The 20,641-nt window shown below is 37.3% G+C and carries 17 protein-coding genes; 4 read left to right on the top strand and 13 right to left on the bottom strand.

Features of this window, described 5'->3' with window-relative positions; translation table 11 throughout:
* Positions 1-113 precede the first annotated feature (113 nt).
* The 4 genes from QWY78_RS07870 to QWY78_RS07885 all read right to left on the bottom strand — a co-directional run bounded on the left by QWY78_RS07870 (position 114) and on the right by QWY78_RS07885 (position 4,948).
* Positions 114-1,448, bottom strand: coding sequence for a trigger factor (locus tag QWY78_RS07870; protein WP_290218379.1), 1,335 nt, complete (start codon positions 1,446-1,448; stop codon positions 114-116).
* 104 nt (positions 1,449-1,552) lie between these two features.
* Positions 1,553-2,110 (bottom strand): hypothetical protein, encoded by a 558-nt coding sequence (locus QWY78_RS07875; protein WP_290218383.1) that lies wholly within the window; start codon positions 2,108-2,110, stop codon positions 1,553-1,555.
* Positions 2,111-2,121: 11 nt separating this feature from the next.
* Positions 2,122-4,506, bottom strand: coding sequence for a TonB-dependent receptor (locus QWY78_RS07880; protein WP_290218387.1), 2,385 nt, complete (start codon positions 4,504-4,506; stop codon positions 2,122-2,124).
* An 85-nt stretch (positions 4,507-4,591) separates the two neighbouring features.
* Positions 4,592-4,948, bottom strand: coding sequence for a hypothetical protein (locus QWY78_RS07885; RefSeq protein ID WP_290218390.1), 357 nt, complete (start codon positions 4,946-4,948; stop codon positions 4,592-4,594).
* Positions 4,949-5,111: 163 nt separating this feature from the next.
* Between QWY78_RS07885 and pfkA the strand changes: the two genes are divergently transcribed.
* The 3 genes from pfkA (at position 5,112) to QWY78_RS07900 (ending at position 8,791) form a co-directional block, all read left to right on the top strand.
* Complete coding sequence (pfkA, locus tag QWY78_RS07890) at positions 5,112-6,098, top strand: 6-phosphofructokinase (RefSeq protein WP_290218392.1); 987 nt, start codon at positions 5,112-5,114, stop codon at positions 6,096-6,098.
* Between the two features lie 34 nt (positions 6,099-6,132).
* Positions 6,133-7,137, top strand: a complete 1,005-nt coding sequence (gene gap, locus QWY78_RS07895; protein ID WP_290218393.1) for a type I glyceraldehyde-3-phosphate dehydrogenase — start codon at positions 6,133-6,135, stop codon at positions 7,135-7,137.
* 844 nt (positions 7,138-7,981) lie between these two features.
* On the top strand, positions 7,982-8,791 hold the full coding sequence (locus tag QWY78_RS07900; RefSeq protein ID WP_435389061.1) for an oxygenase MpaB family protein: 810 nt from the start codon (positions 7,982-7,984) through the stop codon (positions 8,789-8,791).
* Positions 8,792-8,966: 175 nt separating this feature from the next.
* On the opposite strand, the gene QWY78_RS07905 is transcribed toward QWY78_RS07900, so the two are convergent.
* Together QWY78_RS07905 and QWY78_RS07910 are read right to left on the bottom strand one after the other, a co-directional pair.
* A complete protein-coding gene (locus tag QWY78_RS07905; protein ID WP_290218398.1) occupies positions 8,967-11,834 on the bottom strand; it encodes an alpha-amylase family glycosyl hydrolase in 2,868 nt (955 codons plus the stop codon).
* A gap of 72 nt (positions 11,835-11,906) precedes the next feature.
* Positions 11,907-12,659, bottom strand: coding sequence for a DUF4230 domain-containing protein (locus tag QWY78_RS07910; RefSeq protein ID WP_290218400.1), 753 nt, complete (start codon positions 12,657-12,659; stop codon positions 11,907-11,909).
* A gap of 121 nt (positions 12,660-12,780) precedes the next feature.
* On the opposite strand from QWY78_RS07910, the gene aqpZ reads away from it, so the two are divergent.
* Positions 12,781-13,500: an aquaporin Z gene (gene aqpZ / locus QWY78_RS07915; RefSeq protein WP_353960523.1), complete on the top strand. Its 720-nt coding sequence runs from the start codon at positions 12,781-12,783 to the stop codon at positions 13,498-13,500.
* A gap of 21 nt (positions 13,501-13,521) precedes the next feature.
* Here the strand turns inward: aqpZ and QWY78_RS07920 are convergent, their stop codons facing one another.
* From QWY78_RS07920 to aceB, 7 genes are all read right to left on the bottom strand, one after another.
* Positions 13,522-14,076, bottom strand: a complete 555-nt coding sequence (locus QWY78_RS07920; protein WP_290218403.1) for a hypothetical protein — start codon at positions 14,074-14,076, stop codon at positions 13,522-13,524.
* Between the two features lie 12 nt (positions 14,077-14,088).
* The gene (locus QWY78_RS07925) at positions 14,089-15,123 is read right to left on the bottom strand and encodes a LuxE/PaaK family acyltransferase (RefSeq protein ID WP_290218405.1); all 1,035 of its coding nucleotides are present in this window, start codon (positions 15,121-15,123) and stop codon (positions 14,089-14,091) included.
* Between the two features lie 92 nt (positions 15,124-15,215).
* The gene (uraH, locus tag QWY78_RS07930; RefSeq protein WP_290218407.1) at positions 15,216-15,629 is read right to left on the bottom strand and encodes a hydroxyisourate hydrolase; all 414 of its coding nucleotides are present in this window, start codon (positions 15,627-15,629) and stop codon (positions 15,216-15,218) included.
* A 101-nt stretch (positions 15,630-15,730) separates the two neighbouring features.
* Positions 15,731-16,495 (bottom strand): UDP-2,3-diacylglucosamine diphosphatase, encoded by a 765-nt coding sequence (locus QWY78_RS07935; protein ID WP_290218409.1) that lies wholly within the window; start codon positions 16,493-16,495, stop codon positions 15,731-15,733.
* Between the two features lie 73 nt (positions 16,496-16,568).
* Entirely contained in the window at positions 16,569-17,015 is a 447-nt protein-coding gene (locus tag QWY78_RS07940; protein WP_290218411.1) for a 6-pyruvoyl trahydropterin synthase family protein, read from the bottom strand.
* A gap of 459 nt (positions 17,016-17,474) precedes the next feature.
* A complete protein-coding gene (gene aceA, locus QWY78_RS07945) occupies positions 17,475-18,761 on the bottom strand; it encodes an isocitrate lyase (RefSeq protein ID WP_290218414.1) in 1,287 nt (428 codons plus the stop codon).
* A 248-nt stretch (positions 18,762-19,009) separates the two neighbouring features.
* On the bottom strand, positions 19,010-20,587 hold the full coding sequence (gene aceB / locus QWY78_RS07950; RefSeq protein WP_290218416.1) for a malate synthase A: 1,578 nt from the start codon (positions 20,585-20,587) through the stop codon (positions 19,010-19,012).
* Between the last annotated feature and the right edge of the window lie 54 nt (positions 20,588-20,641).

The raw sequence follows: 20,641 nt of genomic DNA on the forward strand, positions 1-20,641 counted from the left end.
CAACTTCACCCTTTAGCGACTGTGAAAATTAATTTTCAGAAAATTTAAACAGGTTTAAAAAAAAATCCGTTTCGTAATTTAACGAAACGGATTCTATATTTACTAAATAAAAATTACTTTTTCAATTCTTCCAAAAACTCATCGTGAGAAATTTTGGTTTCTTTTTTAGTTGCTTTTTCAAGGATTACATCTTTTAATTTAGCCATTCCAACTTCACCGGAAATCTGGCGAACTTGTTCTTGGTCTTTCAACATATCGGCTGCATATTTCTGTACTTCTTCATCCGGCAAATGGTGAATTCCGTACATCGCCAATTGATTTCGAACCAATTGTTCAGCTTGCGCTAAAACATCAGCATAATCTAATTTGATGTCGTTGTCATTCATCAATTTTCCTTCGAGGATTTGATATTTCAACTGATTTTTTTCTGCTTCCAAGATTTCTTTTGCCTGCTCTTCGGAAGTTACATGTTCATTGCTGAACATTAACCATTTTACCAAGAACGTTTCCGGAAGTTTTACTTCTTCTTTTTCATTGATTTGAGCCAAAACTTTATTTACGAAATGAACATCTGCATTTTGTTGGAAATACTCATCCAATTCCGTTTTTACTTTTTCTTTCAACTCCTCTTCCGACGTGATCGTACCTTCGCCATAAACTTTGTCGAATAAGTCTTGGTTTAATTCTGCCAAGTTCAAGCCGAAGAAATCCTTAACCGTAACCTCAATTTGGTCGTGGTGTAAATGTTCAACTTCTTCTTTGCTAAAGCTTAATTCTTTGGTTAATTCTTCATTGTTCTCCAGATCAGCTTTAGAAACTTTTACAGATTCCTCTTTTTTCAAAGATTTCACCAAGTCAAATGCTGCTTTTCTGGTCGCATCGATGGTGATGTTTTTTGGAGCGTGGTTGTGCTCACCTTCTGCTCCTTCTTCTACCACCTGGCTAATTTCCAAAGCTACAGTAGAATCTTCAGCGATTTCTTCTTGAGGAACTTGCTCTGCAAAACGCTTCTGCATATTCTCAATACTTTGGTTGATTTCTTTCTCCGATGCTTCTACTTTGAAATGAGGTGCTTCGTATTTCGCTAAATCAATGCTGAATTCTGGTTCGTAACCTACTTCAAAACCAACTGAAAGTTGCTCAGCATTGTGGTCTAATTCCTCAACAGGTTGCGGAACTGGCTGACCTACCAATCTCAACTTTTTATCGGTAACATAATTGTTCAGGGCGTCTGATACTTGTTTGTTGATTTCTTCGAAAGCAATTCCTGCTTCGTATTGTTTTCTAATCATGCTCAATGGCACTTTCCCTTTTCTAAAACCAGGAACTTGCGCATTTTTTGCATAGTTGTGCAATTGCTTTTCAACTTTCTCCTTATAATCTGACTTATCTAATGTAACTGTAAGTAACGCACTTACTTCATCGTGGTTGGTCGCTGTAACGTTCATTGTAATTTATTGAAAATTTAGGTTGCAAAAATAGGAAATTTTTTTTGAATATTTTAAAAGGGAAATAAACTTCATCATTTCTCTTTTTTTCTTGGGGGATGTGTTTAATTAGCCAAACTATACGTTGCCATCGCATCGGTTTCACCACCGATTACCGAGCCGAATTCGCTTCCGTTTTGGGCTTCACTCACAGCGACTGGATCGTGAATTACGGTTAAAACAAGTTCAGGATTGGGTCCAATTTTTGTTTTAATAACCGTCCATTTGGTGATTAAACCGACTTTGTAACCATCGGTTCGGGTAGAAGTTTCATCATCAACCCTTTCTAAATTGATCGTTGCGTTTTGAAACTTGAATAAAAGAAAGTGTTCATCTTTCGCCTCTTTGATGCTTTCGGTTTCATCTTCATTTCCGTTAAGAAACACGGCGCTAACCGTATATTTTTTTCCATCGATAAGTTTAATTTCTGGGTTCGTGGCAGAATTAACGGTGTAATTATAGGTGTTCGTAAGTCCGGTGGCATCATCTTTCACATTCAGAATGATATTTGAAATATCTTCTTGCGAAAGAACATCTTCATCTTCATCAGCGCGGCTGCAGCTTATTGCAAAAACCATTATTAATAAAACGATGGTATATTTTAATTGAATTAAAGTTTTCATTTTTTGAAAATTTAAAAGTTGTATTTAATATTGAAAATAATATTTCTGCCCATTTCAGACGAAAAATAACGCATTCTGTTCAGGTACTCTTTGTAATTGGTATCGAAAAGATTGGTCACATTTACACCTGCTGAAAAATGTTTATTAAAGTCGAACCCGGTTTGTAAACTCCACAAGGTATACGTTGGTGGCGGCGTAGAAAGATCTAATGTTTTCTCAACATCAAGTCCGTTTTCGAAAATAGGGATGGTCGGATTATAGACCGGAAATCTTTTCTGATGCAAAAATGTTTGCTGCTGAACTTTAAAATAAAAATTCCTCCAGTCCACTTTTTTAAACTCCAGACTATTGGTCAAATTGGTTGGAACCATCATTATTAAAGGTTGATCATTGGTTTCATCCTGACCATTTACATAAGAAAAAGTACCTCTATACTCAAAATAACGGTTGAATTTCAGCGCAGCGTCGGCATCAAAACCGTACATTTTCGCCTTAATCTGGCGGTAAGACCACACCGGGAAGACCCCACGAATGGTATTCTGAATTCCCGTCGGGATTTCGGTGATGAAGTTTTTAGTTATTAATAAATAAGGGTTTACCGTAACCCGCAAACCATCCAAAACATTTACTTTTCCCTCGATATTCAAATTAAATTGATTTCCATCTTCATTTTTCATGCCCATATTTCCGACTTCAATAATCGCGGCAGAATGATGCAAGCCATCTGCAAAAAGTTCTGCGATATTTGGTGTTCTTCCCACTTTTGCATAGTTAAGTTTTATATCAAAAGAGGAAGTAGGTTGAAAATCTAAACCGGCATTAAATGATAGGTTTTTGAACGTTAAATTGGGTTTCGCAAAAACACGATTCCCCTCGGTCTTCACATAAAATTGCGGAAAAGTCGCTGCGTACAGATTTTCCCAAGTGCTTAAATCATACCATTTTTTGACTTCATATTTTGCAATATCATAACGAAGTCCCGCTTCTGCAGTCAACTTCGGACTTAACTTATATTTAATGACCGAATATATCCCACCCGCATATTGCGCATAATTTGGCACCAGTCTTCTCGCCTGTGTTTTTGGCGTGGAATAATTAAACTGGTATTTCAAATCGATTCCCGTTTCTAAACTCCAAAATTCACGCTCGATAAAATTGTTGATGTTCAATTGATTTGTGAATAATTCTAAATCCAACGATGGAATTTGCGCAAGTTCCCCTCTTCGCACATCATATTCTTTTCTGTGATTGTATTGAAAGTTATAATCAACGGAAACTTTTCCTAAATTCTCAAATCTTTTAAAAGCCGAGATCTTGGCAATATGATGTTGTACCTCTTGTTTCGGATTATTAATTTGATAAGAAAAATCTCTTTCGTAAATAGGAAAATCTGAAGTTAAAGCTTTATAAAAATCTTCTAAATTTCCCAAATCAGAACCTCTGTAAATCCCGATTTCCGAATCAGTCACGCTATAATCAAAAGAAATCCCCTGTAAGAAAGTGTTATTTTGCACCGTAAAACTGAAGGATTGAGTTTGGAGCCCAGTATTCATCAAGTGGTAATCAGGCGTTTTTAAATCACCCAATTTTTTAAATCCACCCGTTGTTTTTATCGCCCAGCCGTTCTCCCAAGTTTTCAACAGATGAATTCCTAATCCTATTCCCTGACCATTAGAAATTCCGGAAAGATTTACATTTCCCTGAATCGTATCTTTTCGTTTGTAAACGGCAGGTTCCAAGACCACTACGCCACCGATGGCATCGCTTCCGTATTTTAAAGCGGAAGCTCCTTTAATCACATCCACGTGATCAAACTGGTTGACGTCGACATTTGGTGCATGTTCAACACCCCATTCTTGTTCGGCCATTTTCACGCCGTTATTGATGATCGGAACTCTGCTCCCATACAGTCCGTGGATAATGGGTTTTGCAATATTATTCCCACTTTTCAACGCACCAACACCCGAAATATTGGACAAAATATTTCCTAAATTCTCGGTTGAATTTCGGTCGATGTCGCTTCGATCCAAAGATTTTACAATCAAAGAATTGGTGTTTTTATGCGCTCCGTGAAGCGTGATGGTTTCAATATCTTCAATATGGTGCTCAAGTTGAAGGGTAATCTCCATATCTTTATTAATGTTGATTTCCTGCGTAATTGGGTCACAATCGATATGGTTGGCGACCAGTGTATAATTTCCTTTTGGTAAGGCTTTAAAAATAAAGTTTCCCTTGGCATCTGAAATCTGTGTAGCAGTTCCGATGGTTATTTTTGCTTGTTTTAAGGGAACTTTGTCGTGATAATCGATTACTTTTCCTTTGATTGTAAAAGTGGTTTGTGCTTGCGTAAAAACCAATCCGAAAAAGAGTACGATGCTATTTAAAATAAATTTCATTTAAATTAAGTTTAAGAATAATTAAAAATAGAAATAGTAAAAAACTGAAAATCAATTTTTTAATATTCATTCGAAAAAAGTGTACTTAAATGAAAGGTAAAGGTGGACCGCGAACCGCAAAATTGAAAAGTGCGAGCGGCATAAAAGTTTTTTCTGTCCTAAAAATTTCGACCTGAAAATCTTTAGTTGCAAAAAATGAAAAGGAGAAATCCGGAGAAGTCACATATTTTCCTTGGTGCAAAACATGACAGGACAAACAATCTGCATAATGAGCGACTTCAGATGAACTTGTAATCGTTTTGTCGGCTTTGGTAAAATGGAAATCTTTGAAAACCTCTCCACTACCGTGCTCGTGAAAACTCTGAGAAAATAAAGCCACGAAAATATAGACCGACGCAAAAAGCGAGGCTAAAAAATTCTGATTTTTCTTATTTCTCAACATCGTGCAAATTTAAGATTTTTAAAATGAAAGAAAAAAAATGAATACTCCTTCATTAATGATGAAAAATGAAATTAATCATAATTTCGAAATCGGGTAAATCTCATTACCTAAAGCCTTACATAATTGATAGAGATTTCGTAAATTTGTGCTGAAATTTTAAACTATGGAAGAAAGCGCAGTGAAAAAGATTGTTGTTCTCACGTCCGGTGGAGATGCACCTGGAATGAATGCAGCGTTACGAGCAGTGGTAAGAACTGCAAGTCACTACAAAATAGAATGTTACGGAGTAAGAGAAGGTTTTAATGGTTTAATTAATGATGATTTTACCAAAATGGGACCTCGATCCGTTAAAAATATTATTACGGAAGGTGGAACGATTCTAAAGTCGGCCCGTTCCTTAGAATTTAAAACAGCAGCAGGAAGAAAAAAAGCTTTTGAAAACTGTCAGAAATACGGTATCGACGGTATGGTTTGCATTGGTGGAGACGGTACTTTCAAAGGAGCAAAGATTTTCTGTGAAGAATACGGAATACAAGTAATCGGTGTTCCAGGAACTATTGATAACGATATTTTCGGCACCGATAATACCATTGGATACGATACCGCTTTGAATACGGCGATGGAAGCACTCGATAAAATTAGAGATACCGCCACTTCTCACAACAGAATATTTTTTGTGGAAGTAATGGGACGTGATGCTGGATTTATCGCACTAAACAGTGGTTTGGCGACCGGTGCGATTGGTATTTTAATTCCAGAAAAAAAAGACAGTATTGAAGAACTTTTTGCTACTTTTGAAAGAGCCGAAAAAGCTGGAAAAGCTTCGAGTATTGTCGTGGTTGCAGAAGGCGAGAAATTAGGAAGCATTTACGACATTGCCAAAGCGACCAAAGCAGGTTTCCCAGATTATGATATCCGGGTAGCAGTTTTAGGTCATATCCAACGAGGTGGCTCGCCAAGTTGCGCAGACCGCGTGCTGGCAAGTCGACTAGGTTATGGCGCGGTAATCGGCCTAATGGACGGAAAAACGAATGTAATGGTCGGAATGCAATCCAACAGAATGGTCTATACACTTATTGAAGAAGCCGTAAAAAAACACAATGAAATCGATCAGGATTTACTGAAAATATCAGAAATTCTGTCCATTTAAATACAATAACAAATCTAATTTTAAAATAAAAATTATGTCAACAATCAAAGTAGGAATCAACGGATTCGGTAGAATTGGTCGTCTTGTTTTCAGAGCAATGGCCGAAAGAGAAAACATCGAAGTTGTAGGAATCAACGACCTTATCAATGCCGAATATATGGCGTATATGCTAAAGTATGATTCTGTACACGGGCAATTTAATGGAGAAATTTCTGTAGAAGGAAATGACCTTATTGTAAACGGTAAAAAAATCAGAGTTACCGCTGAAAGAGATCCTAACAACCTAAAATGGAATGAAATAGGCGCAGATTACATCGTAGAATCTACGGGTTTATTCCTTTCTAAAGATACTGCGCAAGCGCACATCAACGCTGGTGCTAAGAAAGTCGTTCTTTCGGCTCCCTCCAAAGATGATACGCCAATGTTTGTAATGGGTGTGAACCACAAAGAATTAACAGACGATATCAAAATTTTCTCTAACGCATCTTGTACAACCAACTGTTTGGCACCGATTGCCAAAGTAATGCATGATAACTTCGGAATTGTGGAAGGTTTAATGACCACTGTTCACGCGACAACTGCGACTCAAAAAACAGTTGACGGTCCTTCTATGAAAGACTGGAGAGGTGGGCGTTCTGCCTTGAACAACATCATCCCTTCTTCTACAGGTGCTGCAAAAGCAGTAGGAAAAGTTATTCCTTCTTTGAACGGAAAATTAACTGGAATGTCTTTCAGAGTGCCAACAGCAGACGTTTCTGTAGTTGACTTAACGGTAAGATTAGAAAAACCAACTTCTTATGAAGAAATCTGCCAAGCAATGAAAGCGGCTTCCGAAGGCGAACTAAAAGGAATTTTGGGATATACGGAAGATGCAGTTGTTTCTCAGGATTTCGTTGGTGAAAAAAGAACATCAGTATTCGACAAAGATGCGGGAATCATGTTATCTCCACAATTCGTAAAAATCGTTTCTTGGTATGATAATGAAATGGGTTACTCTAACAAATTAGCTGATTTGTTGGTACACTCAGCTTCATTGTAGTCAGAATCTCAGTAATCAAAATATTGAACCTCTCGAATTTTCGGGAGGTTTTTTTATACCGGTAATTTGGGCAATTCCCTCGCTGTCCTCACCCTAAGTCCCTCTCCAAAAGAGAGGGACTTAGCAACCGCGATGCTCGGGTCGGGCTCTCCGTTACAATTCCTCGATTCGGCGCTCGCTTCGCTCGCGCCTCTTTTCCGGGATTTCCACTTCTATCCCTATTGCGGGGCAGTTATAACAAAAAAACAATCGGCTTGAAAATTGTAGAAAGAAATCCGTAAATTAACCTACAAGAAACTTTAAATTTTTTTTAAAACAAATAAGATTCCCTTTGCTAAGCAAAATCAAAGATTCATTGACGCTGAGCGCCATTGTGACCGTAATTTTAAAGTGTAATTAAAAAAAGCGTCCCTTGGGTTAAAAATTATTTCATATTTATAGAGATTAAGAAACAATGACACCAAAATTTCAAAACGCCACCCATTTCAAAAATTTCTGGGAAAAAGGAAACGGAAAAGAATTAATGGATTGGGCAGCCATTCAACCAGATTTTAAAACCTTTCAACATTACGCCCCACTCTACCATCAAATCGATCAATTGGGCGATAACGCGGTATTGGAAACCTATCTGAAACTTAACTATAAAGAAGCGAGTGCGATCATTCAACAATATTCTAAAAAAGCGATTTCTGAAAATGAGCCTGCACCAGAAAGTGTCAAAAAACTATTTCTTCAACTACAAGAAATCCCGCCTTGGTTTGATGAAAAAGTAGCCAATGATGGAGCAAGATTCTGTATGAGAACTGGGGCAAACGGTCTCATGATTCTGCGTGATTTCAGTTTAATGGGTGGCTACGATTTCGCCTACATTGGCAAACCACTCATTCTTACAGGAGCCTTAAAAAAAGGAGCGGTAAAACGGCTAAAAGATACCTTAGAATTCTGGGTGAATGTCACCAGGCAAGATGCTTTAAAAATTAATTCAGAAGCCTACCAGTTAATTATAAGAACCCGGTTAATGCATTCCTACGCCCGTTTGAAAATTAAAGAAAAGACAGAACATTGGGATGATCAGAACTGGGGCGAACCGATTAATCATTGGGATATGATTGCCACCTACACCGGTTTTTCTTTAGTCTTCATGCAAGGATTAAAAAAATTAGGAATAATTATTTCTGCCGAGGAAGAGACAGGCCTTTTTCACCTTTGGAAATATATTGGATATCTTTTAGGAATCCCCGCCCATTTTTTACCAGAAAACCGACAACAAGCGGTGGAACAATTTTATTGGTGGAGCACCATTCAGGCTGAAGGCGATGAAGATTCGGCCCAATTAGCAAAAGCCCTGCTGCAGGAGAATTTAGAAAACACCATCTATAAATATGCTTTTCAAAGACAAATGTTGAAAAATCTGCATCAAAGTATGAACTGGTTTTTATTGGATGAGGAAATTAATATGCGTCTTAAAATTCCAAAGCCTGTAAAACCATTTTCTGTTTTTCCAAAAATAGTAGTGAACAGTAATAAAATAACCCAAAAAATTTATTTGCGAAATACGTCCCAATATCAAAAACTAGTAGAAATGGGAAATGAGCAGCAGAAGAAAGTCTTGGCAGATTACATTGAACATACTCCGAAAGATTTTCATTATTAAAGATCAGGCTGATTGATCTGCTGAGTTTTGGCTAAAAACAAAAGAAGTGCTCAATCTATAAACGGGCTAAAGTATTTTCCTATTAATGTTTGAATGTATTTCAAAATAAAAATCTGGAACAAAAGAACGGTTCGCATATTCTGCGAACCGTTCTACATTATTTGTTAAAGGAAGATTATTTCACAATCATTTTTGTGACTGCAACTCCTTTTTCAGATTTCAATTGAATTAAATAAATTCCGGCTTTTAATCCGTTGATAGAAATAGTATCATCACCACTATCTTTCGATACTTTTACGGTTTTCACCAAAGTACCTGCTAGGTCATAAATAGCGAGCGTTCCATTTTTAGCGTGGGTATACCGAACTGTTGCCGATCCATTACTAACCGGATTTTGGGTTAATCGTAAAGAAACTGCATTTTTATTTCCAACGATTTCATCTGTTCCTAAAGCGGCTGCATTACCAAAGATTCTAAATCCGCCCGCTTCGATCGTAATCGGTGCCGTAGTGCTTGTGACAGAAAGTGAATTGTTGTCCATCAGATTTACCCAATTTCCGGTATAAGGAAAGTCAGGAACAATATTTTGAGCCGTCAGGGTAAAGTTGGCCAAGACCACAACATTTTTCAACGTGCTGGCAGTAGCTGCATTGCTGATATAGATTCTGGGCATTAAGTTTCCTGATTCAACGGTGAATGTTTTGGTATTGAAAACATCATTGGACAATCTTAACGCTAAAATTTTTGCCCAGACCTCATAAACAGATTTCCTGGACGTATCAACATCATAAGCGAGTCCAAAGGCAGAGGGTTTTTTATCCAACTTACAATCTCCTGGAATGGTATCATTTTCCGTATTTACGGTGCCATTTTCGCAGGTATAAATACTTTTATCAAAACCTAATTCTGCAAACTGCCAAATCATTTTCGGCCCTGGAACAGTTAAGAAAACAGCGCCATATGCTTTTTGTCGTTCCAGTGCAGTTGCCAGATTTTTCACATCATAAGCACCACTCGAAGTTCCAAAGGTGATGTTTTTGTACATCAATCGTTCTTCATCATGGCTTTCACCATAACTTACCGCTCTTCTGTCGGTAAAACCATGAGCACTATATTTGACTCTATTAAAGTTACTGTCTGTTGCGTAACCCATGGTATTCTGGTTGTACGGTGTGGTTTGTTTGTCCCACATCATCACTCCTTTTCCTTCTGCAATTTTATAGTTGGCCCACTGTGCTTCTTCTGCATCTGTTCCTAAATGTTCAAAAATAATATAAGAAGTGGGATCATAACTCCATTGTTTATCAGCATATGCTTTTAGAATATCCACACGATCCTGCTGATATCCATTGGTGCAGGAATCATTACCAGAGGTGCAATTCTGGGTAAAACCTTTGGTTAAATCCCAACGGAAACCATCGACTTTATATTCATTAATCCATTGCTCCAAAACTCTTTCTACATAATATTTAGTAGCCGAGGTTGAATGGTTGAAATCATTAAATACACTGTAAGAATGTTTTGCAACTTGATTAAAATAAGGGCTGTTCGCCGCAGGGTTACCGTAACCATCGCCATCTGGATCAATCATCCACATTCTAGCAAGCGGACTTCGGCCGGTGGCATGATTTAAAGCAATATCCAGAATAACAGCAATTCCGTTTTGATGGCATACATCGATAAATTCTTTGAATTTCTCCGGCGTTCCATAAGTTTTATCTAAAGCGTAGTGGAATCCTGTATTATAACCCCAAGAATTATTTCCATCAAATTCCATTACTGGCATAAGTTCTACCGCATTAATATTCAAAGATTTTAAATAAGAAATTTTATCAATCAGTGACTGCCATGTTTTTTCAGTGGTAAAATCTCTTACCAATAATTCGTAGACGATTAAGTTTTCTTTAGCGGGTTTAGTGAAATTGGTAACCGTCCAGTTATACGCTGGTTTAGCGGTTTGAATGACAGAAACATCAAAGCTTTGCCCCGCAGGATAAGCTGGTAGATTCGGGTAAACATTTCCATATTGGTTAATCCACGGATCATCATCTGGCGACAAAACTAAGGTTGAAAAAGGATCTGCAACTTTAACACCATCAGACATTCTATATTGGAAGGTGTAGACTTGCTGTGCCGTAAGTCCTGAGACTTCTAACCAATACAAATCTGGATTTGCAGTATCTCTTTTCATCAAAAAATTTCCATTGACCGACCAATTATTAAAACTACCGATCACGTGAACAAATTGCTTTAAGGGCGCGTAAATTGCCAAACCTACTTTGGTTGGATCAGCTGGATCATAGGAGATCCCTTGTCTCATGTACGCAGGAATAGCTGCGGTTTGTACAGGTATTGAAAGCGCAACGGTAAAACTTTTAGTCACTACCGTTCCGCCAACTGCATCTGTTGCAACCACTTCCATTGCAGCATCTTGCGTAACAGTATACGGGAAATTCAGCGCAGTAGAAGCAGCTGAACTGGTATAAACCGGTGTCCCATTTGCTTTTACGACAAAGTTTGCTGGTAATGATGAGGTTCCCGTAATATTTAAAACTGTTCCTGTAGAAACAATATTGGTGCTACCTTGTGTAGGGTTGGTTAAATTAAATTGGAATTTACCAACATTCAGTAAAATATCTTGAGACTTAACACTTCCACTCAGTGTTTTTACTAGAAATCCAATTTTTGCAAGAGGATTTGCACGGTTTCCGTAAAAAGATTTTACAGTGTTCATGGTATAGGTGTAGGTTCCCATGCCAGCAGAACTCGACACATAAGTCAATTTATTTACTGCATTTGATACTGTCCAGGTTCCATTTGTTGGCGAATCAGCACTTATCGCACTGGAATCAACCGACCAAGCCCAAAGATATAAAGCATGGCTAGTAGCGACCCCAAAACTATTTTCATTGACGGTAAAAGTTACCGTAATAGCTTCTGTTTCTTCAAAGGTTGTTGGATTTACAGCATAGGTAATCGTTTGCTGTGCAACTGCAAAAAACGGCAGTAGTAAAGCGAGAAAAAGGGTGTAAAAATATTTCATTTTAAATTATTTTAAGAACGTAAATTTAGTAAAAGTTCGTCAAAAAGCTTCAACTTATTTGTTTTAACTTTATTATAAAGTAGATTTAGCTTGCGAACGATCAGTTCTATTTAAAGGATTGTATTCAATTTGATTTTTACTTTCCGAAATGATATTTGCATTTTCCAGCACAAAATTCTTTCCAGCCAAAAGCTCGGTCAATAAGGTTCGCATTTGTTCTGCAGCAACCTCTGGAAGGTGTGATTTTTTTGCTGCTTCAATCACCTGCCGTTTTCCGTTTTGCTGAATTTTAGCCAAATCATCTTTACTGAAAAGATTGAAAAATTGTTCTTCGATGTTATAATATTTATAATCAGTTTCAGTCGAAAGGATTTGTGGCGCAGGAAAATTCAACAATTTTACTGTTTTATTCACCTCATCAAATTCCCACTTGAATTTTTCAAAATCGTAACCCACCAAAACTTTTGCCTGAACAATTACTAAAGCTTTCTTTTTTGAGGGAATAAAATTAAAAATTTTGGTGGTTTCTTCGTAATTATAAATTTCATTAAAGTGCCCTTCTGCAGAAACCACCTTGAAAACCTTTCGCATACTTTCAGCGATGGTATGGGAGCTTTCATGAATAACAGCTGGACCAGAACTCAATTTATTAGAGGCCAAAAAGGCAATAATTCCACCGAGAAATAAACCCAATACCAACATCAGTAGCGTCATCATCGAATTAATGGACTCACTTTGAGTCATCTGATAAAGAAAATAGGCCAGAAAAAGCAGAACCAAAATACCGACCGACCAGAAGATAATTTTATATTTTTTGAACTTCATTTTGTAATATTAGTACAAATGTAATATTTTCTCTATTATCAGTGGTTGTAGATAAATATCTATACTGCAATTCCAAGTAAATACTTAATTTGCAGCATTTAACAATGTAAATTATAAAAATATGAATGTAACAATGACTTCAAAAATGGTAGCAGAAATGCTCGGAACAATGGTATTGGTTCTTATGGGATGTGGCGCGGCAGTAATCGCTGGTGCAGACGGAACTACCGGAGTTGGACTTCTTGGTATCGCTTTCGCTTTCGGATTAAGCGTAGTAGCAATGGCTTATGCAATTGGACATATCTCTGGTTGTCACATAAATCCCGCAATTTCTGTCGCAATGTTTGCTGCAGGACGAATGAAAGCAAAAGAAGCGGGAATGTATGTTGTTTCTCAAATTGCAGGTGCAATTTTGGGAACTGCAATTTTATATTTAATATTTACAAACCAAGTAAATACACCAGTTTTGGGAGAATACGCTTTTGGATCTAATGGTTTTGGTGCAGGATATTTAGGAGAATACAATATGACTGCAGCAATTGTAGCAGAATTTGTATTTACTTTTATCTTTCTATTGGTTATTTTGGGATCTACTTCTACAAAAAATATTCATGGTGGTTTTGCAGGATTAGCGATTGGTTTAACTTTAGTGCTGATCCATATTGTGGGAATAAAAGTAACTGGTGTTTCTGTAAACCCAGCAAGAAGTATCGGACCAGCAATTTTCGCAGGTGGAGCAGCACTTTCTCAATTGTGGTTATTTTTAGTCGTACCGGTTTTAGGTGGTGTAGCAGCAGCAATTGTACACAACTTCTTAATTGAAAAACCACACGTAGGTTAATTAAATATAATCTAAACCGCTTCAGATTTGAGGCGGTTTATTTTTTCTCAAAAATTTTGGTGGTAAAATTAATTCTTCAAATTTGCCTTTCAATTCCAATTTTTTAAAATAAAGATTTCGAGCCATAATTTTCAACATCGCCTCTTTATCAAAAAATTGCCAGAACGAATCATCGTGCACTTTGGAAGGTATTCTGATTTCAGTAAAAGTGGTGATCCAAGAATCAGGATTGTGATAAAACTCGATAATGCCGCAATGTTTGGGAATGGTTTCAGCGTCGATCATTCCTTGTGGTAAAAGAAAACTAAACTGATTACAGGGATAATCACCACAAGAAATTTTATCATGTTTCAGAAATTTCTCTTTGGTTTTCTGATTTTCATATTGCTTTTTGAAATCATTTTTAAAGTCGGCTTTAGAAAATTTAATTTCCAGCTCATGACTAAATCCATCTTCACCAATAATTAAAATGTCGGCCTCCCAATCGGAATGAAAGTGATTCGTCAAAACCAAATCCCTTTCAAAATCGCAAAATTTCGAAATATAATTATAGGTTAACTCTTCAACTTTTAGCATAAAAATTATGAATTAAGAAACCAACAAACTGCAACCCCGAATATCGGAATGATCGATCCTTCCCAAAACCTGAAACGGATTCGACAAAACTCTTTTGTCATTCCGAGCCTCGCGAGGAATCTCCGGATTTACCAGCATCCGGCCCAAATCCTGCGTGGCAATAAAACTACAGGAATGCCGATTCGCCAAATCGATAATATTGATGGCACCATTTCTCCCATCTTCAACATAGGAAAAAGGATCTTCGGTATTTCTAATGAGAATGCGCATCCAGTTAGGACTTACGTAAATATTCTGACCCAAAGAATACGCTTGCGAAAGTAATTCGGTCATCGAATATTCAGAATAAATTTTGTCGGTTCGGAAACCTTGTTGAAATATATTTAAAAGTTCATCTTTGGTCATTTCGTCTTTTCTGCCTTTCATTCCACCAGTTTCTACGATGATGAGTTGCTCTGATGATTCGATGATATGGCGATTTTTTTCAGCAAAATCCAAAAAATCTAAAAGCGCAAAAGAAACCCCAAACAGAATCACTTTTTTATTTTCGGTTGAAAGTTGGGTTAACAATTCAAACAAATCTTGATGATTATACAGAAAATAACCATTTTCTGGTTTGGCAGATTTCGTCATTAGAAAATCAACCATATAAATTAACGACGAATGTTTTTTTTCGAGATAACTGGGCAATAAGCCAAGGAAAATATAATCTTCCGCATTTCCTATAAACTGTGCAAAGCTTTTCTGAATACTGTGTTGATACAATTTTTCATCGGCAATCCAATGTTTGGAGAGATTCAATTGCGTAGTTCCGGAACTTTCGAAAAATAATTCCGTTGATTTTGTCTGATCCAAAATTGTATGGTTTTTAAACATTTCAATCGGCAGAAAAGGAATTTTTTCTACAACTTGAATTTCGTTTGGATCGATGTTTAAATAATCAACAAACTTCCGATAAACCTCACTATTTTGATATTGATAGTTGAAGGTTTCCAGGCATTTCTGCTGGAAATCGGTTTCTGTTTTTATGTTAAATAGTTCGTTCATTTTTGATGAGGTAAAAGTCTCAAAAGAAAAGCGGGATTCAAAATTAAATTTAGAATTCCGCATAAAAATTTTAATTGCAGAAAAAACTTTTTCTAGTTCCCTCTGTATGTGGAATAACCGTAAGCAGAGAGCGTAATCGGAACGTGATAATGTTCGCTATCTTTCAATTGAAACACTACTTCAATCCAAGGATAAAAACTTTCCTCGTTAATCTTTTTAAAATAATCGCTCGTCATATACGTCAATTTATAAATTCCTAAGTTGGATTTATCGTTCGATAAAAAATCTGGAACACGACCATTTTTGTCCGTAACTTTATCTTCAACGAAAGACCAGACTTTGGTTTTTTCGTCGAATTTTTCAAGTTTAATAATAACCCCACGAGCAGGCATTCCCTTGGACACATCTAAAATGTGACTGGATAATTGATAGGTTACTTCTTTTTTCTGACCAAAAGATAAAGAAGAGATTAAAGCAAAAAAGAAAGCGAAAGTTAAATTTCTCATAAGAATTAATTGAGTAATTAAAGTTGATTGATAAAAAATAAGTCACCAACTGAGATGAACATTTTGTTAATTTTTTTTGTCAATAATAGTGCCGTTAAAAGTTACTTGGAATAACTTTTCAATTTAAATTCAGTTTGAAATTCCCCGTAAGTAAAGTAAGAAATCCAGTCGCCAAGGTTGATGTACTTGGCTTTTCCGTTTTCTAAATCCAAAACCATTGGCAAATGTCGATGGCCGTAAATAAAATAATCAATCTGCTCAGTTTTGAGTTTTTCCTTGGAGTAAATGATCAGAAACTCTTTGTCTTCACCCAAAAACGCTTTGTCTTCTTCACCGGAAATCATTTTATTTTTGGTCGAAAAATAGATGGCTATTTTCATGGCAATATCGGGGTGCAACCATTTAAAAGCCCATTGCGCAACAGGATTGGTAAACAGTTTTTTCATTCTTTTATAGCCTTTATCACCAGGACCCAAACCATCGCCGTGAGCAAGTAGAAAGTTCTTTCCATTGATTTCAAAATACTGTTTATCAAAATAAACCGTGCAGCCAATTTCGTCTTCGAAATAATTTTTCATCCACAGATCATGATTCCCAACGAACATGAATAATTCAACTCCGGAATCTTTTAACTCCGCCAGTTTTCCCAATACGCGAACGTATCCTTTTGGAATAACGTGATTCCATTCATGCCAGAAATCAAACAAATCGCCCATGAGAAATAAAACTTGGGCATCGGTTTTTATTTCATCGAGCCAAGTGATGAATTTTTCTTCCCGAACCTTACTTTCTTTGGGTGTAGGTGCTCCAAAATGCTGATCGGAAGCGAAATAGACTTTTTTGTTTTCTTCTAAAGTGATTTTCATATTCTTTTTGTGAATTACACGAATTTTTCGAATTACGTGAATTTACATATTTTCAAATTATTTAATCTCGGAATTAATTTTGATCTTCTGCGAACCATTCGCCGTAAGAGTTTTCAGTTTCGTGGAGTTTCAGGTAAGCCAATGAAACCGTTTCCGGAAGTTGGTTTTTAATTTTCTCTGCGATTTCGTAGAGCATATTTTCGCAGGTCGGCTGGTATTTACAAAAAATTACTTTGTGGCCTTTGTCTTCTAAATCTCGTCCGAGTATTTGATGTGGCGAAAGTTCATTAACCAAAACAGCATGATCCCAAAGGTCGATAATTTCTGATTTTACAATATTTTTAATATCGCCAAAATCGACGACCATTCCATTTTTCGGATGATCTAAATCATTGATCGGAGTTCCTTTTACAGTCACAAAAAGTTTGTAGGAATGCCCATGCATATTTTTGCATTTGCCGTCGTAGTTGTAAAGAACGTGGGCAGTTTCGAAAGTAAAAATTTTGGTAATGCGTATCATGGGGCAAAGATAAGGAAAGTTTAAACTTTTTTGAGATTGATTTTTGTTGTGAAATTATAATGCAGAATTATTTTAACGTAAACACGGAAAATTTTCTCTTCATTTTTTATAAAATTACGAGTGCAAAGTCACATTGCTTGCCAAAGGGTGATAAAGTTTTTTTTGAAATTCGAGGTCAGTAAGAGGCGGGACTTTGCGTGAGCGATTGAAGTGGAGATCCTTTTTTTGGTTGCGGCGGCGAAGCCGCCGCAACCAAAAAAAGATCGCAACGGAAAGCGCGGTCTTTCATTGGTGGGAAAGGCGGCTGCGAAAGACACGCCCAAAAAAAAATCCTCCCCAAAAAAATGGAGAGGACTTCCTAACAATTTATAAAATAGACTAGAGATTTTCAGATTGGAGTTCTGAGAATTTTCGCATTAAAAAGTCTACTATCTAATGGCTAAAACTCTAATATCTCAATCAATGAAACTGTTCCGCTTCGGTAGAACCAGCCAAGGCATTCGTAGAAGACGTTCCGTCGGTTACGACGGTTTGTACTTCATCAAAGTAGGAGGTTCCAACAAAGTTTTGGTGTTTCACTGCGCGGAAACCTTCTTTTTGTAAGGCGAATTCTCTTTCCTGTAATTCACTATATCCTGCCATTCCGCGTTTTTTGTAGGCCAAAGCCAACTCAAACATGGAGGTATTTAAAGCGTGGAAGCCAGCCAAAGTGATGAATTGGAATTTGTAACCCATCGCGGCTAATTCTTCGCGGAAGGTTTCCATTTCGGGAACTGATAATTTTGCAGCCCAATTAAACGATGGCGAACAGTTGTAAGCGAGCATTTTTCCGGGGAATTTCGCGTGGATTCCTTCGGCGAATTTGCGGGCGTAATCCAAATCCGGATTTGAAGTTTCCATCCAAATCAAATCGGCGTACGGCGCATAAGCCAAACCCCTGTCGATGCCCTGCTCTACTCCATTTTTCACTTCATAAAAACCTTCGTTTGTTCTTTTTCCAGTCACGAATTTATGATCTCTTGGGTCGATATCTGAGGTTAACAAATCGGCCGCATCGGCATCAGTTCTGGCGACCAAAAGTGTTGGAACGCCACAAACATCGGCTGCTAAACGTGCGGCAATTAATTTGTTGATGGCTTCCTGAGTCGGAACCAAGACTTTTCCACCCAAATGTCCGCATTTTTTAGCGGAAGACAATTGATCCTCGAAGTGAACTCCGGCGGCACCGGCTTCAATCATTTGTTTCATCAATTCGAATGCGTTTAAGTTTCCACCAAAACCGGCTTCTGCATCGGCAACAATCGGAACCAAATATTCTTTTCGGTTGGCTTCATCAACATTATTGACGGTTTGAATTTGATCCGCACGCAACAACGCATTATTGATTCTTTTCACCACGGAAGGCACTGAATTCGCCGGATACAAACTTTGATCAGGATACATTTCTCCACTTAAATTAGCATCGGCAGCGACTTGCCAACCTGAAAGATAGATTGCTTCTAAGCCGGCATCAACTTCCTGTACGGCTTGGTTTCCGGTCAATGCACCCAAACCTGCCACGAAATCCTGGGCGTTTAATTGCTTCCATAATTTTTCTGACATCAGTTTTGCGATGGTATAATCGAGTTTATAAGATCCTCGAAGTTTCAATACTTTTTCTGCGGAATAGGGTCTTGTAATTCCCTTCCATCTTGGGCTTTCTAACCATTCTTTTTCCAGTTGCTGGAGGTGTTCTTGCTTGTTCATATTTTGAGGTTTTAGATTGTGGATTTTAGATTATAGATTTTAGATTATAGGACATAATTTAACGCAATGGACGCAAAGATTTTTCAAATTATATTCTTCAAATATTACGTTCGCAAAGGCGTTTCACTCAGCAATGGATTTGATATTATTACTTTGTCATTTAATGAAAGTGAAAATTCACCATTCACTATTGACCATTCAACGTCCTTGGCTCTTTTTATTTTTTCCTTGGCTCTTTTCCCTGACTCTTAAATAAACTGATACGCTTTTAAAGTCAGAAATTCTGCAAAATTGTCATTGAGAATGAGGTCATCAAAGAGTTCGGTAGCCAACTGGAATTTTCCATTTTTAAAGCGTTCTTCGCCTACATAAATTTTTATTTTTTCCAATTCTTCTTCCTGCCACGTCAACACCATTTCGGGCATTAATGTTCTGTTGTCATCGAGTTTTGCTTCATTTTTAAGCCATTGCCAGATTTGAGTTCTAGAGATTTCTGCGGTGGCTGCATCCTCCATTAAGTTGTACAAAGCCGCAGCACCAACTCCCATTAACCACGATTCGAGGTAGAGAATTCCGACATTAATATTTTTTCGAACGCCATTTTCGGTGATGGTTCCTTTTGGAATTTCAAGAAGATTTTCTTCAGAAATATGATAGTCCTCAAATTTTTTATCAATTTGATTTGGAGTCGGCATCAATTCATCGAAGATTTTTTTGGCTACAGAAACCAGACCTGGATGAGCGACCCAAGTTCCATCGTGGCCATTTTTCACTTCGCGTTCTTTGTCGGCACGAACTTTTGCATAAGCAATTTCGTTTTCTACTTCGTTATTTTTTACGGGAATTTGAGCCGCCATTCCGCCCATTGCGTGAACATTTCTTTTGTGACACACCTGAATAACTCTTTTCGAATAGGCACTCATAAACGGCGTCGTCATGGTGACTTGATCGCGGTCTGGAACTAAAAACTCGGGTAGATTTCTGAATTTTTTGATGTAGGAAAAAATATAATCCCATCGTCCGCAATTAAGACCCGAACTGTGTTCTTTTAATTCAAATAAAATTTCATCGAGTTGAAAAGCAGCGGTAATGGTTTCGATCAGGACGGTTGCTTTAATGGTTCCTTGCGGAATTCCAACGTAATCCTGTGCGAATTTAAAAACCTCATTCCACCATTTTGCTTCTTGGTAATATTCTAATTTTGGTAAATAAAAATAAGGTCCGCTTCCGTTTTCAACTAACTTTTTAGCATTTCTGAAGAAAAAGATTCCAAAATCAATTAAAGAGGCAGAAGCTTTTTCACCATTCAATTCAATATTTTTTTCTTCTAGATGTAATCCTCGAGGACGAACTAAAAGCGTGGCTAAGTTTTCGCCCAATTCATATTTTTTACCTTTTTCATTTTCAAAACTGATGGTTTTGTTGATGGCGTCTGAGAGGTTTCTTTGCCCATCCAAGCAATTGACCCAAGTCGGCGAATTGCTATCCTCAAAATCTGCCATGAAAGTTGAAGATCCAGAATTTAAAGCATTGATAACCATTTTTCTTTCCACCGGTCCGGTAATTTCTACTCGGCGGTCGAGCAAATCTTGTGGCAAAGGGTTGCACACCCAATTTCCGTTTCTGATTTCTACTGTTTCCGGAGAGAATTTCGGGAGTTGACGGTGATCAAATTCCACTTGTTTCATGGTTCTGGATTGAAGAAGTGCGATTCTATCCTGATTAAATCGTGCATGAAGTTCGGTTAAAAAAGTCACTAAATCTGGAATAAAAATATCGCTGTATTGCTCTTGCGGAAGAATTTGAAATTGAATTGCCGTTTCCATATGCTATAACCTTTAATGATTTGGTATTGCAAACATAAACAAAAAACTTTCACT

Origin of the sequence: Kaistella yonginensis, from assembly GCF_030409525.1 — a bacterium.
GTDB classification, from domain to species: Bacteria; Bacteroidota; Bacteroidia; order Flavobacteriales; family Weeksellaceae; genus Kaistella; species Kaistella yonginensis.

Excerpts from the sequence above, each read along its gene's own strand:
- QWY78_RS07935 (WP_290218409.1), bottom strand. The coding sequence starts at position 16,495 with ATGAAAATCACTTTAGAAGAAAACAAAAAAGTCTATTTCGCTTCCGAT.
- aqpZ (WP_353960523.1), top strand. The coding sequence starts at position 12,781 with ATGAATGTAACAATGACTTCAAAAATGGTAGCAGAAATGCTCGGAACA.
- uraH (WP_290218407.1), bottom strand. The coding sequence starts at position 15,629 with ATGAGAAATTTAACTTTCGCTTTCTTTTTTGCTTTAATCTCTTCTTTA.
- aceB (WP_290218416.1), bottom strand. The coding sequence starts at position 20,587 with ATGGAAACGGCAATTCAATTTCAAATTCTTCCGCAAGAGCAATACAGC.
- QWY78_RS07870 (WP_290218379.1), bottom strand. The coding sequence starts at position 1,448 with ATGAACGTTACAGCGACCAACCACGATGAAGTAAGTGCGTTACTTACA.
- QWY78_RS07885 (WP_290218390.1), bottom strand. The coding sequence starts at position 4,948 with ATGTTGAGAAATAAGAAAAATCAGAATTTTTTAGCCTCGCTTTTTGCG.
- QWY78_RS07910 (WP_290218400.1), bottom strand. The coding sequence starts at position 12,659 with ATGAAGTTCAAAAAATATAAAATTATCTTCTGGTCGGTCGGTATTTTG.
- aceA (WP_290218414.1), bottom strand. The coding sequence starts at position 18,761 with ATGAACAAGCAAGAACACCTCCAGCAACTGGAAAAAGAATGGTTAGAA.
- QWY78_RS07880 (WP_290218387.1), bottom strand. The coding sequence starts at position 4,506 with ATGAAATTTATTTTAAATAGCATCGTACTCTTTTTCGGATTGGTTTTT.
- QWY78_RS07940 (WP_290218411.1), bottom strand. The coding sequence starts at position 17,015 with ATGATACGCATTACCAAAATTTTTACTTTCGAAACTGCCCACGTTCTT.
- QWY78_RS07925 (WP_290218405.1), bottom strand. The coding sequence starts at position 15,123 with ATGAACGAACTATTTAACATAAAAACAGAAACCGATTTCCAGCAGAAA.
- QWY78_RS07905 (WP_290218398.1), bottom strand. The coding sequence starts at position 11,834 with ATGAAATATTTTTACACCCTTTTTCTCGCTTTACTACTGCCGTTTTTT.
- QWY78_RS07875 (WP_290218383.1), bottom strand. The coding sequence starts at position 2,110 with ATGAAAACTTTAATTCAATTAAAATATACCATCGTTTTATTAATAATG.
- QWY78_RS07920 (WP_290218403.1), bottom strand. The coding sequence starts at position 14,076 with ATGCTAAAAGTTGAAGAGTTAACCTATAATTATATTTCGAAATTTTGC.
- QWY78_RS07900 (WP_435389061.1), top strand. The coding sequence starts at position 7,982 with ATGGGTGGCTACGATTTCGCCTACATTGGCAAACCACTCATTCTTACA.
- pfkA (WP_290218392.1), top strand. The coding sequence starts at position 5,112 with ATGGAAGAAAGCGCAGTGAAAAAGATTGTTGTTCTCACGTCCGGTGGA.
- gap (WP_290218393.1), top strand. The coding sequence starts at position 6,133 with ATGTCAACAATCAAAGTAGGAATCAACGGATTCGGTAGAATTGGTCGT.